Source organism: Streptomyces sp. NPDC040545 (assembly GCF_055595065.1).
The window spans coordinates 411,001-424,197 of record NZ_JBVIWA010000003.1 but is presented as its reverse complement, the minus strand read 5'-3'; the positions used below and the strand labels follow the sequence as shown (position 1 = coordinate 424,197).

At 74.0% G+C, this 13,197-nt stretch carries 12 protein-coding genes; 3 read left to right on the top strand and 9 right to left on the bottom strand.

Going from position 1 to position 13,197, the window contains the following annotated elements; genetic code table 11:
* Positions 1 to 3 precede the first annotated feature (3 nt).
* Positions 4 to 411 (bottom strand): YciI family protein, encoded by a 408-nt coding sequence (locus tag ACZ573_RS09980; protein ID WP_471301552.1) that lies wholly within the window; start codon positions 409 to 411, stop codon positions 4 to 6.
* Between the two features lie 378 nt (positions 412 to 789).
* On the opposite strand from ACZ573_RS09980, the gene ACZ573_RS09975 reads away from it, so the two are divergent.
* Positions 790 to 1,410 carry a response regulator transcription factor gene (locus ACZ573_RS09975; protein WP_471301549.1) on the top strand — a complete coding sequence of 207 codons (621 nt, stop codon included), beginning with the start codon at positions 790 to 792 and terminating at the stop codon, positions 1,408 to 1,410.
* A gap of 31 nt (positions 1,411 to 1,441) precedes the next feature.
* Here ACZ573_RS09975 and ACZ573_RS09970 read toward each other — a convergent pair whose 3' ends face one another.
* From ACZ573_RS09970 to ACZ573_RS09950, 5 genes are all read right to left on the bottom strand, one after another.
* Complete coding sequence (locus tag ACZ573_RS09970; RefSeq protein ID WP_471301547.1) at positions 1,442 to 3,205, bottom strand: ATP-binding cassette domain-containing protein; 1,764 nt, start codon at positions 3,203 to 3,205, stop codon at positions 1,442 to 1,444.
* Positions 3,202 to 5,040 (bottom strand): ATP-binding cassette domain-containing protein, encoded by a 1,839-nt coding sequence (locus tag ACZ573_RS09965; protein WP_471301544.1) that lies wholly within the window; start codon positions 5,038 to 5,040, stop codon positions 3,202 to 3,204. The genes ACZ573_RS09970 and ACZ573_RS09965 overlap by 4 nt, the downstream gene beginning before the upstream one ends.
* Positions 5,041 to 5,114: 74 nt before the next feature.
* Positions 5,115 to 5,252, bottom strand: a complete 138-nt coding sequence (locus ACZ573_RS09960; RefSeq protein WP_301364230.1) for a SapB/AmfS family lanthipeptide — start codon at positions 5,250 to 5,252, stop codon at positions 5,115 to 5,117.
* Entirely contained in the window at positions 5,249 to 7,954 is a 2,706-nt protein-coding gene (lanKC, locus tag ACZ573_RS09955; RefSeq protein WP_471301785.1) for a class III lanthionine synthetase LanKC, read from the bottom strand. The genes ACZ573_RS09960 and lanKC overlap by 4 nt, the downstream gene beginning before the upstream one ends.
* A gap of 125 nt (positions 7,955 to 8,079) precedes the next feature.
* A complete protein-coding gene (locus ACZ573_RS09950; RefSeq protein ID WP_471301541.1) occupies positions 8,080 to 9,327 on the bottom strand; it encodes a TerD family protein in 1,248 nt (415 codons plus the stop codon).
* A 127-nt stretch (positions 9,328 to 9,454) separates the two neighbouring features.
* Here ACZ573_RS09950 and ACZ573_RS09945 point away from each other — a divergent pair, with 127 nt between their 5' ends.
* Positions 9,455 to 9,769, top strand: a complete 315-nt coding sequence (locus ACZ573_RS09945) for an NIPSNAP family protein (protein ID WP_314245039.1) — start codon at positions 9,455 to 9,457, stop codon at positions 9,767 to 9,769.
* Positions 9,770 to 9,778: 9 nt separating this feature from the next.
* Here the strand turns inward: ACZ573_RS09945 and ACZ573_RS09940 are convergent, their stop codons facing one another.
* Positions 9,779 to 9,991 carry a hypothetical protein gene (locus ACZ573_RS09940; RefSeq protein WP_314245038.1) on the bottom strand — a complete coding sequence of 71 codons (213 nt, stop codon included), beginning with the start codon at positions 9,989 to 9,991 and terminating at the stop codon, positions 9,779 to 9,781.
* Between the two features lie 162 nt (positions 9,992 to 10,153).
* Positions 10,154 to 11,749 (bottom strand): MFS transporter, encoded by a 1,596-nt coding sequence (locus ACZ573_RS09935; protein ID WP_471301537.1) that lies wholly within the window; start codon positions 11,747 to 11,749, stop codon positions 10,154 to 10,156.
* Between the two features lie 158 nt (positions 11,750 to 11,907).
* On the opposite strand from ACZ573_RS09935, the gene ACZ573_RS09930 reads away from it, so the two are divergent.
* On the top strand, positions 11,908 to 12,351 hold the full coding sequence (locus tag ACZ573_RS09930) for a MarR family winged helix-turn-helix transcriptional regulator (RefSeq protein WP_471301534.1): 444 nt from the start codon (positions 11,908 to 11,910) through the stop codon (positions 12,349 to 12,351).
* Positions 12,352 to 12,412: 61 nt separating this feature from the next.
* On the opposite strand, the gene ACZ573_RS09925 is transcribed toward ACZ573_RS09930, so the two are convergent.
* On the bottom strand, positions 12,413 to 13,111 hold the full coding sequence (locus ACZ573_RS09925; RefSeq protein WP_471301531.1) for a TetR/AcrR family transcriptional regulator: 699 nt from the start codon (positions 13,109 to 13,111) through the stop codon (positions 12,413 to 12,415).
* Positions 13,112 to 13,197: the final 86 nt, after the last annotated feature.

Genomic DNA, 13,197 nt, shown 5'->3' with positions numbered 1-13,197 from the left:
AGGTCATTCCGTGATGGTGGGCGGCGCGGCCAGGAACGGGCGCAGTTCGAGCCACTCGTGGATCGGCTTCCCGCCCGCCCCGGGGGCGGCCGACAGCTCTCCGGCCAGTTCGACGGCGCGCTCGTAGCTGTCGACGTCGATCACCATCCAGCCGGCGATCAGGTCCTTCGTCTCCGCGAACGGGCCGTCGGTGACCGGCGGGCGCCCCTCGCCGTCGTACCGGACGAAGGTCCCCTCGGGGGCGAGTGCCTGGCCGTCGACGAACTCACCGGCCCCTTCGAGCCGGGCCGCGAAGTCGTGCATGTACTGGATGTGCGCCGAGATCTCCTCGGGCGTCCACCGGTCCATGGGCACGTCGTTGACCGCTGCCGGGGCGCCGCGGTAGTGCTTGAGCAGCAGGTACTTGGCCATGATGGTTCTCCTCGGTCCTGGTGCGACCCATTGTGGTCGCGTTCACCCCTGGGACGGAGCCGGCCACGGGTTCTCGACATCCCGTCCGAAGTCTTTTCGACATGTACGGATGAGCCGGTGCGACCGGACCCGGGCCGGGGCGGATCCCGCCGAATGCACGCGGAATCAGCCCATCCGGATCTCCGGCTCCCGAGCGGTTCCGCGGCGCTTTCCGGATGCCCGCCGAGGTGGGAGGGCCACCTGCCGCGCGGGGGTGGAACGGGCGGAGCGCCAGGCTCAGGCCACACGCCCCCGCACGCCTCCCGCCGTGACGTTCCCTCACGGCTGTAGCTGGGCACCCGCTTGATGCTGATCGATCGTCTCGTGAGGGGAACCCCGATGACCAAGGTCCTGGTGCTGCACGGCGTATGCCTCGTGCGGTCGGCGCTGGCCGCGCTCCTGAGATCCGAAGGCGACTTCGACGTCACCTCCGCCGGCTGGCGCGCGGCCGCGCGGCAGGCCGAATTCTTACGACCCGACGTGGTGGTCGTGGACCTCGACTGTCCGGGGGTCTCGGCGGCCCTCCTCGAGGACGCGGGCGCCGCCGGCCTCCTGCCCCACTCGCCCACGCCCACGCCCACGCCCCTGCTCGTGCTGGCCCGGGCCGACCTGCCGGGCTCGCTGCGGCGCGCGTTCCGGACCCAGGCGCTCGGCTACGTGGACAAGGACGGCTCTCCCGCGCGGCTGGTCCGGGCCATCGGGAAGGTCGCGGAGGGAGAGCGCTTCGTCGACGCCACGCTCGCCTCTGCCTTCATGGAAGCCGACCCGGTGCCGCTCAGCCCGCGCGAGCTGAGTGTGCTGGCCCGCGCCGCCGAGGGAGACTCGATCGCGGAGATAGCCCGCGCCCTGCACCTCGCCAGCGGAACCGTACGCAACTACATGGCCGCCGTGACCCGGAAGACCGGCGCCCGCAACCTGATCGACGCCATCCGGATATCCCGGCGGGCCGGCTGGGTCTGAGCCGCCGGCCCCGGTTCCCCCGGCCCCTCCCTCACCCTTGCGCGTTCCACAGGCCCACCAGTTCCCGGTACAGGGGTGACCTGGCCGGGAGCTCCGCATGCGTGCCGCACACCGCCCGGGTCCCGTCGAGTACGAGGACCCGGTCGGCCCTGACGGCGGAGGAAATTCGGTGGGCGACCACCACCAGCGTGCCGGGGCGTTCCGCGAGCGCCCGCTCGGCGCGTTCCTCGGTCCGGGGGTCGAGGTGGCAGGTGGCCTCGTCCAGCAACAGCAGGGGGGCGGGGGAGAGGTAGGCGGCGGCGAGGGCGAGGTGCTGCCGCTCGCCCGGAGTGAGCCGGCCCGGATCGACGGCCGCGTCCAGTCCGCCGAGCCGGGCCACGAGTGCGTCCGCGCCGAGGGTGGCCGTGGCCCGCTCCACCTCGCCCCGAGGCACCGGCCCCGGGCACAGGTGGGTGAGGTTCTCGCGGACCGTCCCCGTGAACACGTACGCCTGCTGGGGCAGCAGCGTCCGGCGGGCGTCGGGGCCGGGCCCCGGGCCACCGTGTTCCGGGGCGCGGCGCGCGGGCGCGCCCGCCACCCGTACGGTTCCCCGGCCGGGCGGCAGCAGGCCGGCGATCAGGGCGGTGAGGGTGGACTTGCCGATGCCGCTCGGCCCCACCACGGCCAGGTGTTCGCCCGGCCCGACCACCAGGTCGAGGCCGTCGATCACCGGGTGCGCGCGCGGACCGTAGGCGAAGCGGACCCGGCGCAGTTCGACGGCGGGCGCGGGTGGTGCGGGCGCGGGCACGGGTGGTGCCGGCGGTGCGGGTACCGGCGGCCGTGGCGCCGCCGGTACCCGATCGCAGAACCGGTCCAGCACCACCAGCAGCCGGGTGCCCGCCGAGCCCACCGCCGTCATCAGCGCGTCCAGGGCGGGCAGCAGCGACTGCACGAGGTAGGTGAGGGCCCCGGCCACCGCCCCCGCGCTGACCCCGCGCCCGAGCAGCCAGGGCGTTCCGGCCAGCAGCACGACGACCGGCAGGCGGCCCGCGACGCCCAGGGCCAGCGTGCGCAGCGCGGTCCACCGCGCGAGCCGCCCGGTCAGCCGCTCCTGCTCGGCGATCAGCTGCTCCACCCCGGCTCCGGCGCTCGCCCCGCCCCCGCACGCGACGACGTCGCGCAGCCCCGCCGCCAGTTCGCCCGCGCGCGCGGACAACGCCTCGTCGGCGTCGAGCGCCGCGCGCTGCACCCGTGCCATCGGGTGCAGCGTGGCGAGGAAGGCGGCCGTACCCAGCAGCAGCGCGGGCAGTACGAGGACCAGCAGGACGGGGGCCAGCGCGGCCAGCCCGAGCAGCGCGCCCAGGGAGGTGAAGACGAACGACCGGGCGATCAGGACCAGTCCGGCGAAGGAGTCCCGGGCCATCTCGGTCTGCTGGGTGAGCCGGGAGACCGCACCCGCGTCACCGGCCCGCCCGGGATCGGCGACGGCGCGCCCGATCGCCTGGCGCACGGAGCGCCGCACCAGGCCGTCGCGCAGCGGCTCGACCAGGTCCGCGAGCCCGCCGAACACCCCGCGCAGGGCGAGGGCGCCGAGCAGCGCGCCCCCACCGGCCACGGCCAGCCAGCCGATGCCGGTACCGGTACGGCCCGCGAGGAAGCCGTCGTCGAGGGCGCGGGCCACCGCGTAACCGCCGAGGAAGGTGTGCGCGGACTCCAGCAGGGACCAGAGCGCGAGCCGCCACAGCGTCCGGATCCGCCCGCGCAGGAAGCGGCGGCCCTCGCGGGACACCCGGTGCCAGGTGCCGTACTCGCTCATCGGACCGCCTCCCGGCCGGGCGGCCCAGCGGCCGCTTCCGGTTCTGGTTCCGCTTCCGATTCCGCTCCCGGCTCCGCCCCCGCGCCGAACACCGCCCGATAGCCGGGGTCCCGCCACAGTTCCGCATGCGTACCCGTGGCCCGGACCCGTCCCGCTTCGAGCCAGACGACGAGGTCGGCGCGGGCGGCCGTGGAGACGCGGTGGGCGACGACGAGGCGGGTCCCCGGCCGGACCCCGCTCGCCAGGGCCCGCTCCACCTCGCGGGCGGTGAGCGTGTCCAGGCTCGACGTCGCGTCGTCCAGGACGAGCAGCCGTCCCGCACGGCAGAACGCCCGCGCCAGGCCGAGGCGTTGCAGCTCCCCGCCGGACAGGGGCGCGTCCGCGAGCGCGGTGTCGTACCCCTCGGGCAGGCGGCGGACGAAGGCGTCGGCCCCGGCGGCCCGCGCGGCGGCCCGCACGGCGGCCAGGTCCCGGTCGGGGCCGGGGCCGCGGTCCGGGTGCGCGTGGGGATCCGGCCGGCCGCCGAAGGCGACGGCGGCCGCGACGCTCCCCCCGAAGAGGGCCGGGCGTTCGAAGGCGTGGCCGACCTCGCGGCGCAGCTCCTCGGCCGACAGCTCGTCGAGCGGCACCCCGTCGAGCAGGACCCGGCCCTCGTCGCACGCCGAGAGCCGTCCCGCCACCGCGGCCAGCGTCGTCTTGCCGGAGCCCGATCGGCCGACCACGACGGCGGTCGTCCCACCGGGGATCCGCAGGTCGACGTCGTGCAGCAGCACGGTGCCCGCGCGCACCACCCGTACCCCGCGCAGCTCCAGCGCCCCCGGCCCCGCCTCGGGCAGCCGGCGCTCACCCTGCGGGAGTTCGGGGAGCACGAAGAGGGCCGCGGTGCGGCGGGCGGCGGCCCGGCCGCGCACCACGGCCGCCAGCCGTCCCGTCACCGCGCCCACCCCGGCCGCGAGGCCCGCGTAGCGGACGGCGGCGAGGAGCCCGCCGACGCCGAGGGCCCCCTCCGCGAGGCGGACCCCGCCCACGCCGAGGACCACGTACAGCAGCAGGGGCATGAGGGCAGCGGTACGCGCCACGGTCGCGCCGTAGATCCGCCACGTCCGCCGCCCCTCGGCGCCGAGCTCCGGCAACCGGGCCAGTACGCGAGCCTGTTCACGCTCGGCGGTACCGGCGGCGGCGATCGTACGTGCGCCCCCGAGGGCCTCCACGAGGCGGCCGGCCAGGTCGAGCTGCACCTCCTGGTAGCGGCTGACGCTGGCCCCCGAGTCGCGGGCGAACGCCCTCAGCAGCAGGGCGAGCAGCGGGAGTCCGGCGAGGAAGGCCAGCGCGGTCCATACGTCGACCAGGAACAGCGCCACGAGTCCGCCGAGCGGCGGGACCAGGGCCACTGAAGCGGTCACGACGGCCCCCGGTACGGCGCCGGCGGTGGTGGCCTGCGCGGTCAGCCGGGCGGAGAGCTCACCGGGGGAGTGGCGCGCGGCATGGTGCGGGGCGGTGCGCAGCAGCCGGCCGAGCCCGAGCCGCCGCAGCCAGGCGGTGGAGCGGGCGTCGACACCGCCGGTGAGCCGGGCCGTCGCCGCGTCGAGCACCACCTCGGAGGCGATCACCGCCGCGCACCACACGGTCCACCGGGCGCCGGCGGGGTCCTGCCGCAGCAGCAGATCGAGGGTGTGGCCGAGGACCGCCGGCTCGGCCAGGGCCGCGCCGGCGGCGGCCACCGCGCAGCCGGCCGCGGCGGCGAGGCGGCCTGCGCTGTGTCGCGCGGCCGCCCGCAGGGCCCGGTCGGCCGCGCGGGCGGCCGGCGCCTCGCCGGGGGGATCGGGCACAGTCATGGGGCGCGGGCTCCAGGGGTGTGGTGCGGGCCCGGGCGGCGAACCGCCCGGGCCCAGGAGGACCTGATCCCTGATCAGTTACAGGTCGTGATGCTCAGGCTGCTGTCGCCGCACAGGAGCAGGCTGGCGCGGCTGCCGCCGCCGGTGAGGTGCGCGGCCTCGGTGGCCTCTTCCTTGGGGGTTTCCATCGACTGCAGGTCGAGAAGCGTCATGTCCGTATCCTCTTCACTGTGGTGTTCCGATGGGTCACGGCCCCCGCGAGGGGGACCGGCTCTGGGGCCGCCGCGGTGGACCGCGGCGGCGGGAGGAACGGCAGGTGCGCGCGCCCGCCGGGCGCCGCGCCGCCGAGAGCGAGGAGCGCGCCGGCCGTGCCCGTGGACAGATCCATGGACAGGCGCATCATCTGCTCGCCGGGAAAGGCCAGGAAGCCCTGGTACGGGACCGCGTGCCGGGCCAGGGCCTCCACCTGCCGGGCGATGTCCGCGGGGGCGGAGCCCGGGCCCGGCGTCGTGGTCCGGGCCAGGTGGAGGATCATGCCGGCCGCGCCGCGGAACAGTCCGGGCTGGGCGTAGAAGGTCGCCTGGGCGGCGCGGACGATCTCCGGCCGGGCCCGTTCGAAGCGGTCGTCCCGCGCGTGCTCCAGCCAGTCGTCCAGCACCATGCCGATCCCTACACTGCCGCCGCCGAGGTAGGGCATCGTGCGCCAGCCCTCGTCGACCTGCAGGGTGCCGAACGCGCTGGTCACGCAGCGGTCGAGATCGCGGTGCAGGGCCCGGCCGGCCCGGATCAGCGACTCCTGGTCTCCGGTTCGTTCGTAGAGCCGCAGATGGAGCAGCGCGGGTCCGCTGTGACCGTGGAGCAGACCCGCCCGTTTCGGCCCGGACACGGACGCGGACGTAGGCATGGACGCGGCATCGGCGAGGAGCTCGGCGCAGCGCAGGGCCGCGGCGTGCAGTTCGCCCTCGCCGGTGGCCGAGCCCAGGGAGTCCAGGGCCAGGCCGATGCCGGCGAGTCCGCCGTGCAGGTCGGGCCCGGCCGACTGCCAGGGCTGGCCCAGCAGTTGGTCGGCGAGGGCGAGCGCGCGGTCGCGGTGGCCGAGCCGTTCCAGGGTCCAGGCGAGACCGGCGAGGCCGTCGTAGAAGCCCAGCGGCATCCCGGAGGCCGGCTCCTTCGTACGGGCCAGCAGCCATTCCTCGGCCTCGGGCCACGGGTCGGTGCCGGTCTCGGCGAGCGCGTACAGCACACCGGCCGCTCCGTAGCCGAATCCGGTTCCGCCGCCGGCGGTCGCGAACTGGGCCGGGTCCCCGGGGAAGAGGCGGTCCTCGCGGTCGAAGGTGGCGCTCGCCCGGATCGCCGCCGTCATCGAGGCACATGCGGCCGCCAGGTCGCCCGGCTCGACCGGCAGGTAGGGGCGGGCACGGGGTACGGCCACGCGATCGCCGGAACCAGAGCCGGAACCAGGTCCGGGACCGGCGTCGGGACCGGTGTCAGGACCGGGGTCCGCGAGGATCTCCCGTACCGCCTCGTCGAGGAACCCACGGGGGACCGGGAACTGCTCGGCGGCGATGCCGGCCAGGTGCGCCGCCTTGGCCCGGTCCAGCACCAGCAGGCTGGTCAGCGGCAGGAACAGGGCCAGCCGCAGGCAGGCCAGGGCGTACCGGTCGACGGCGAAACCGCGCCGGCCGGCCGGGGCGACGAACGCCGGGTTGGCGACCGTCTGGCGGAGCCCCTCGTCCACGTGGGCGGCGGCCTCGAAGTCGAGGAGCGCGACCGACATCCCGCCGGTCCCCTCGTCCTCCGCGACCATGATGTTGAACAGGTGGAGGTCGTTGAAGACGATGCCGCGGGCGTGCACCGCCTCCACGGCCCGCGTCACCTGCCGGTGGACCTCCAGCGCCCACCGGGTGTACTCCGCGAGCTCCGCAGGATCGGGGTCCGCCTCGATCAGCGGGTGCCGGCGGGCGAAGTAGGTGTTGAGGGGCTTGCCCTCCAGGTACTGCATCACCAGGAAGTGGTGGTCCCCGACGGTGAAGGTGCCATGGACGGCGGGCACGCAGTCCAGCCCGGCCAGTTGCTCCAGGGCCCTTCGTTCGCGGTGCAGCCGGGTCACGGCGTCCGCTCCGTCGGCCGCGAGCCCCGCGAAGGGGCGCGCCTCCTTGAGGACGACCGGTGCGCCGGTGCGCACGTCACGGCCGGCGTAGACACCGCCACCGTTGGAGAAGTGCAGGGCGCGTTCGACCGTGTACGGAAGGCCTTCGAGGGTGACGGCGGCCCGCCGGGCCAGATGGGGCGCGAGGAACGCGGGCAGCTCGACCCACTCGGGCGGCTGGAACACCGGACCCCGCGGGTCCGGTACGAGCCGGCCCTCCGGGGTCTCGATCGCCGGGACGAGCTCGCCGCGGTCGTCGTAGCAGTGCCGCAGGGTGAAACTTCCGTAACGCAGGTGCACGGGCCCGTCGTTCCAGCGCAGGTCGCTCAGGATGTACGGGCCCGGCTCCCCGGCCAGCAACGCGTCGAGCTCCTCGGCGACGCGCCGGCACTGCTCCTCGTCCGCCGGGTACACGGTGAGGAACTTGCCGCTCGCCGCGCGGTCGGCGTACTTCGCGTTGCGCAGGTGCAGCAGGTACCGGCTCGGCACGAACTTGAAAGCGATCCGGCGCTCCACGCAGTACGTGCGGACCCGTTCGAGGACGGACTCGGCGTTGTCCAGGCATGCCGAGACGTGGATCTTCCAGCCCTGGGAGGGCAGCCGGGCGTCGACGGGCCGCAGCGCCAGCCAGTCCCCGCTGCGGTGTGTCTGCCACCCCGCCGGTACGGGGGCGAGCGCGGCCGGGTAGTTCTGCTCGGCCCGCCGGTACGGCGCGTCGTAGAACCAGCGGTCGGCGTCGCAGAAGGCGGCGTACCCCTTGTTCACTCCTGCTCCCTCGGTCGGTGACGTGCCCACGCTGTCACGCGGTCCGAGGGCCACGACAGTCACGGCTGTCACCGATGGGGTGTGCAGTACGCACGAGTCAACAAGCGCCGGGAGGGGCCGGCGGGTCAGTCCTTGCTGGCCGACTGCCAGCTCATGCCCCAGCCGTACTCGATGTCCGCCGCCTGCTGCTTGAAGACGCCGGGCGCCGGCAGGAGGTACTTCGCCTCCCGCCGGACGATCAGCTCCCCGCCCACGTTCTCGATCAGTGCGATCGCGGCCACCGGTGACGGGACGGTGCATTCGTCCAGGCGCACCTCGATCGGCGGACCGACGGGCGGATGGAGCGTGGCGACCCCTTGGAGCCCCGCGAAACTGGTGGCCCCGGCGTAGATGACCACGAACACCAGCAGGCGCTCGATCTCGGCCGCGTGGTCGAGGTTGATCATGAGGTTCTCACCGGCCTCGCTGGCACCGGTCCGGTCGTCGTGGTCCAGCTGGATGTACGGCGGCTGGTGGAAGGAGCCGAACTGGTTGTCGATGGGGTGGACGATCCCCTTCGTTCCGTTCCGCAGCTCCCACAGGCAGGAGAGATCGAGATCGACGTCCTCCAGCCGGACGGCGTCCTTGCCCTTCCGCATCCAGCCGCGCGGCGGCGCGGCGGCGCTCCACGTGAGATTGACCCGCATGCCCCCGGAGACGGCCCCTTGCTTGGTCAGCGACACCGCGGGGGCCGCCTTCGTCAAGGTGATCTTCGACAGCCGTACCGGACGGGCGGGCTCGGGCGGCGCCACCGCCCGCTGCACCGGCACCGGCTGAGGTGGGGCCGCGGCCGGTGCCGGTGCCGGTGCCGCATCGTCGACCGTGATCCCGAAGTCGGTGGCGAGACCGGCCAGACCGGAGGCGTACCCCTGGCCCACCGCCCGGAACTTCCAGGCGCCGGCCCGCCGGTACAGCTCCCCGAGCACGAACGCCGTCTCCGACGTGGCATCCGTGGCGTCGAACCGAGCCGTCTCGGCGCCGCTGTCCGCGTCCAGCACGCGTACGAAGAGGCCGGACACCTGACCGAACGTGCTGTCGGTGGACGCCGCGACCACCACGGTCCCGATCTCCTCCTCGACCCCGGACAGGGTCACCCCGATCGTTTCGAGCACGCCCGTGCCGTCCTGGCGCCGTCCCTCGTGGCGCACGGCACCACTGGGGTGCACGGGCTGGTTGCAGAACACGAAGTCGTCGTCCGACCGCACCTTGCCGGCCGCCGTCAGCAGCAGGGCCGACACGTCCACGTCAGGTGCTCCGGGACCCCCTTGCCAGCCCAGCTCCACCCGGACCGTGCTGCTCGGCACCGGTACGTTGGCACCCTTCCGCATGGACATGCGGTCCCCCTTCCGCCAGGTGTCTCCCCTCTCACGCAGCGTACGAGGATCCGGCCCGTTCCCCTCCCCGAAGGCGGCGATTGCTTCGGTACCGGGGGAAGTTGTGGGGTCACGGCATGATGGGGCGGTGATCACCATTCATCTGAAGTACGAGATCGACGTCGACAAGCTCGCGGACTTCGAGGAGTACGGGCGCCGTTGGGTCCGCCTGGTCAACCGGTTCGGGGGCACCCACCACGGCTACTTCCTGCCCAGCGAGGGCGACAGCGACATCGCCTACGCCCTCTTCTCCTTCCCCGGCTTCGCCGCCTACGAGCAGTACCGCACGGACAGCATGTCCGATCCGGAGTGCCAGGCCGCTTTCGACCTGGCGCGCGAGACCCGCTGCATCAAGCGGTACGAGCGCCGCTTCCTGCGGCCCCTCGACACCCCCGGCCTCTGAGAGGTCAGGTCACCGTTCGCGGTCCATGACGCGACGGGCGGCCTCGGCCTCCGCCGCGGGCGGTGACAGTTCGTCGAGCGTGTCGAGCTCGTCGTCCGAGGCCAGCTCCCGCTCCCAGGCGGCCGCGAGCCGCTCCTGGTCCTCCGGCGGTCTGCTGGTGACGGCCTCCTGCTGCTGCGGACCCAGAGCCGCGAGGAAACGCCCGACCGCGTCCGTCGGCATGCCGTACTCCTTCTCGCCGTGGGGGAGGGCAGCGGCGGTCGCGATGCCGTGCCTGGCCCAGGATGGCGAACCGGGCCGGGGCGGGCGGCCCGACACGGCGGGCCGCCACCCGAATGCCGCGCCCGGTGCCGACCGCCCGCGGGGGACGCGCCGGCCTGGTGGTCACGAGGGCGTGGAACTTGCCGCGTGCGCCGGCCGCCTCTCCTCCCCGGCCCGCTCCCGCTCGTGCGCCGCGGGGCGGTCCGGCCGGAGTCCTACGGCCAGGACGACCGCGCCGGTCAGCGCGAACCCGGCCGTCCAGAGCGCTCCGACGTGCATGGCGTGCAGGAAGGCGGTGTCGGCGGCAGCGGCGAGCCGGGTGTCGTGCGTGGCCGCCGCCACGTGCCGGGCGAGTTCGGCCGAGACCCGGGCCGGTTCCCGTACCGGATCCGGGAGGCCGGTCAGCGAGCCGTCGATCGCACGCCGGTAGACGATCGAGGTGATCGTGCCGCCCGCCGCGATGCCGAGCACGCTGCCGGTCTGGCGCAGGGTGCTGTTGACCGCGCTGCCCGCGCCGGACCGCTCCAGCGGCAGGGAGCCCAGTACCGCGCCCGTGACGGGAGCGATCACCATGCCGATCGCGGTGCCCTGGACCAGCACGGCCGCCGCGTACCAGGCGATCGGTGTGGTCGCACCGAAGAGGGCGAAGGAACCCATCGACAGGGCCGCGACGGCCAGCGCGATCGAGGAGACGAGCCGGACGGAGGTACGGCGGACCAGCCGGACGGCGATCGGGGAGCCGACGACCACCCCGAGGGCTCCCGGGAGCGCGAGGAGAGAGGCGTCCAGCGCCGAGTACCCGCGGACGCCTTGCAGGTAGAAGGCGAGGTAGAAGGACGCGGCCGTCATGGCCAGGAAGACCGTCATCAGGGTGAGGTTCCCGGCGGCGAACCGGCGCTGTGCCAGCAGCCGGGGGTCGAAGCTCGGGTGGGCGATCCGCAGCTCGACGACGACGAACGCGGCGATCAGCGCGACGCCGACGAGGGTGGATCCCCACACGCGCGGCTGGGCGAAGGAGGCGTCCTGGCCCGCGCGGATCAGACCGTAGGCGAGGATGCCCAGACCGCCGGTCGACAGCAGCAGCCCGGCCGGGTCGAGGCGGCGGACCTGTGGGCTGCGGGAGTTGGGCACGTACCGGGCGATGAAGCCGAGGCCGAGGACGACGACGGGCACGTTGACGAGGAACACCGATCCCCACCAGAACCTCGCGAGCAGCGCCCCGGCGAGGATCGGCCCCGCGGCGAGACCGACGCCGGCGAAGGACGACAGGGTGCCGAAGGCGGCCGGGCGCTGCGCGGGCTCGAACGTCCAGCTGACCACCGCCATGGTGGCCGGGACGAGCAGCGCGGCGCCGACGCCCATCACGGCACGGGCGGCGATGAGCTGGTCCGGGCTGGTGGCGTAGGCGGCGAGGGCGGAAGCGGCGCCGAAGAGGGCCATGCCCGTCAGCAGGAGGTTGCGGTGGCCGAACCGGTCACCGAGCGCACCGCCGGTGAACATCAGGCCGGCAAAGGCCAGTGTGTAGGCGCCCGTGGCCCACTGGAGCTGGCCGGGGGTGGCGCCTAACCCCCGGACGGGGTCGGAGAGCGTCTCGAACGCGGTGGTCAGGATGGTGCCGTCGAGCCAGATGAGGAGCTGGGCGAAGACGAGGACGCCGAGGATGAGCCGCTGACGGGCCGGCGTCGGGGTGGACGGCACCGGTGACATGGGTGAGGACATGCGTGACTGCCTTCGGATCAGGGTGAGTTACGTTTCGGTGGAGCGCATCGCGGAGCACACGGCGGTGGCGCGCCGCAAAAATCGTCAAGTACCTGACGGTTCTCTCATCGTGGCAAACTCGTAAAGTACCTGTCAATCATGAATCCGGAGGTCGTCCGATGGGCGAGCAGAGTCACCGTCGGGTGCTGAGCTTCGTGGTGCGTCACGCCTGGCTCAGCATGCGGGCCGCGATCGGGGCCGAGCTGGAGGAATTCGGGCTCACCGTGCCGCAGTTCGCGACCCTGATGATCGTGGGGGAGTCCCCGGGCATCTCGGTGGCCCAGCTGGCCCGCCTGGTCGGGAGCTCCCGCCAGGCGGCCAACGAGATGCTCGCGGCGCTGGAGCGTGACGGCCTGATCCTCCGGGCCCCGCACGCCACCGACCGCAGGACGCACCAGCTGAGCCTCACCGAGCTCGGGCATGCGCGCTACGAGGACGCGCTCCCAGCTGTCCGGCGCCGCGAGGCCGAACTGGAGGCGGGGCTGACGGAGGAGCAGTGCGAGGCGGCGTTCGCCTGGCTGTCGGCCATGTCGAACGCCCGCCAGGAGGCGGGGAGGGGCTGACCTGGCGCCGGGCCTTTGGTGTCGGCCCGGGGGCAGGCGGGGCCGGGGGTCGTCGGCCGGCTCAGGGCGTGGACTTCCAGCCCTGCCCGTGGAGTCGTTCGAATCCGTCCAGGAGGAGATCGAGCGCGAACTCGAATTCGAACTGGTCGTCGCACCCCTGGCCGACGACCGACCGCCGGTCGTGCGCCACCGCCCGGGCCAGTTCGGTGACGTGGGGATACCGCCGGGCCATCGCCTCGTACGCGGCCACCTGCGCCCGCTCGTCCTGCGGTGCGGGGCCCCCCGGGTCGTCGAACAGCTCCTCGGTGAAGCCCAGCACCCGGCTGCCGAGGGCGTGCATCACGTGGTGGGTGAGGTCGGCCGAGAAGCCGCCGGCCCGGAACGTTCCGATCACCGAGTCGAGGTACGCGAGCACCGCCGGTGTCGGGCTGGTGCGCGACCGGATCACCTGGGCCGCCCAGGAGTGCGCGAGGAGGGCGCCGCGCGCCCCGAGGATCCGCCCGCGGACCGCGCTCTTCCAGTCGGATCCGGGGGACTGGCCCTCGATGCCCGCGACGACGACTTCCACCATGCCGTCCAGGAGCTCTTCCTTGTTGGCCACGTGCTTGTAGAGCGCCATCGGTACGACGCCCAGTTCCTGGGCGAGTCTGCGCATGCTCAGCGCCTCGATCCCGGCGCCGTCGGCGAAGGTCACGGCGGCGCGCAGCACCCGGTCCCGGCTCAGGGGGGTCCGGCGTGATCCCTTCGGCTGCTCGGGCATGTGGGCTTCTCCTTCGATCCGTTCCGTTCCCGGGCTGGTGCGGGTCGCGTCCGTCCCGCCTTGACGAGTGTACGGCGTACACCTAG

Bases quoted from the DNA above. Each gene is read 5' to 3' on its own strand.
- ACZ573_RS09935 (WP_471301537.1), bottom strand. From the start codon at position 11,749: ATGTCCTCACCCATGTCACCGGTGCCGTCCACCCCGACGCCGGCCCGT.
- ACZ573_RS09930 (WP_471301534.1), top strand. From the start codon at position 11,908: ATGGGCGAGCAGAGTCACCGTCGGGTGCTGAGCTTCGTGGTGCGTCAC.
- ACZ573_RS09960 (WP_301364230.1), bottom strand. From the start codon at position 5,252: ATGACGCTTCTCGACCTGCAGTCGATGGAAACCCCCAAGGAAGAGGCC.
- ACZ573_RS09980 (WP_471301552.1), bottom strand. From the start codon at position 411: ATGGCCAAGTACCTGCTGCTCAAGCACTACCGCGGCGCCCCGGCAGCG.
- ACZ573_RS09975 (WP_471301549.1), top strand. From the start codon at position 790: ATGACCAAGGTCCTGGTGCTGCACGGCGTATGCCTCGTGCGGTCGGCG.
- ACZ573_RS09970 (WP_471301547.1), bottom strand. From the start codon at position 3,205: ATGAGCGAGTACGGCACCTGGCACCGGGTGTCCCGCGAGGGCCGCCGC.
- ACZ573_RS09925 (WP_471301531.1), bottom strand. From the start codon at position 13,111: ATGCCCGAGCAGCCGAAGGGATCACGCCGGACCCCCCTGAGCCGGGAC.
- ACZ573_RS09950 (WP_471301541.1), bottom strand. From the start codon at position 9,327: ATGTCCATGCGGAAGGGTGCCAACGTACCGGTGCCGAGCAGCACGGTC.
- ACZ573_RS09965 (WP_471301544.1), bottom strand. From the start codon at position 5,040: ATGACTGTGCCCGATCCCCCCGGCGAGGCGCCGGCCGCCCGCGCGGCC.
- ACZ573_RS09940 (WP_314245038.1), bottom strand. From the start codon at position 9,991: ATGCCGACGGACGCGGTCGGGCGTTTCCTCGCGGCTCTGGGTCCGCAG.